This is a genomic window from Segeticoccus rhizosphaerae (genome assembly GCF_009192725.1).
GTDB lineage: Bacteria > Actinomycetota > Actinomycetes > Actinomycetales > Dermatophilaceae > Segeticoccus > Segeticoccus rhizosphaerae.
The window spans coordinates 1-954 of the sequence record NZ_VOHR01000619.1; the positions used below are offsets into that span (position 1 = coordinate 1).

Sequence of the window (954 nt, forward strand, 5' to 3'; positions counted from 1 at the left end):
CTGCCACACCCGGTCGTCGGAGACCTCGCCGGCCCACCAGCGGGTGGCGAGCGCCGCAGCGGCCGCGCCGGTGCCGCACGAACGCGTCTCCCCGACCCCCCGCTCGTGCACCCGCATCGCGATGTGCCCGGCCGAGATCGGCCGCACCAGCTCGACGTTGGTGCCGTCCGAGGGCACGGGCGAGACCTCTGGGGCGGTGGTCAGGTCGAGTGACTCGAGGACGACGTAATCGGGCAGGGCGACGACGGTGTGCGGGTTGCCGAGCTCGAGCGACAGCCCCGGAAGCGGCCCGTCCGGCAGGTTGACCATGCAGTCCGACCCGTTGGCCTCGGCCGTGTCGGAGTCGAGCAGCCGGTAGCTGCCGAGGTTGACCGCGATGCGGTCGCCGTCGAAACGGACCGCCTTGACGCCGGACCGGGTGGCGATGTGAAACGTGTCCGCCTCCTCCAGGCCCTCCCGACGCAGGTAGGCGGCGAACACGCGAGCGCCGTTGCCGCACATCTCGACGGCGGATCCGTCGGCGTTGCGGTAGTCCATGAACCAGCGAGCCCGGTCGGCCTGGTCGGCGACCTCGGGCACCGCGGAGGTCGGCACCACCCGGATGACTCCGTCGCCGCCGATCCCGGCGCGGCGGTCGGCGATGCGACGCACCTGGTCGGCGGTCACGTCGGCGGTGCCGTCGAGGTCGGGCAGCAGCACGAAGTCGTTCTCCGTGCCGTGTCCCTTGGTGAAGGCTCGCGTCGTGGTCATCGAGGCCCATCCTGCCCCACGTCGCTGCGAACGAGCTCGAGCGCACGGTCGATGAGACGCGGGTCGTCGTGCGGCAGCCAGCACACCCGCGGGTCGGGGCGAAACCACGACTCCTGCCGCCGCGCGAACCGGCGGGTCGCGGTGATCGTCGCCTCCTGCGCCTCGACCGGGCTCATCGCGCCGTCGAGCGCGGCCAGGGCCTGG

Annotated in this window: 1 protein-coding gene and 1 pseudogene; both read right to left on the reverse strand. The window is 72.9% G+C overall.

The annotated features are described in order from the left end of the window. Nucleotides 1–750 (reverse strand): diaminopimelate epimerase (gene dapF / locus FRW57_RS22100; RefSeq protein ID WP_152187091.1); only part of this gene is annotated, 750 nt, incomplete at its 3' end. After that, nucleotides 747–954, reverse strand: a pseudogene (locus FRW57_RS22105) (tRNA (adenosine(37)-N6)-dimethylallyltransferase MiaA); the annotation flags it as partial. The pseudogene FRW57_RS22105 and the gene dapF, both read right to left, overlap by 4 nt.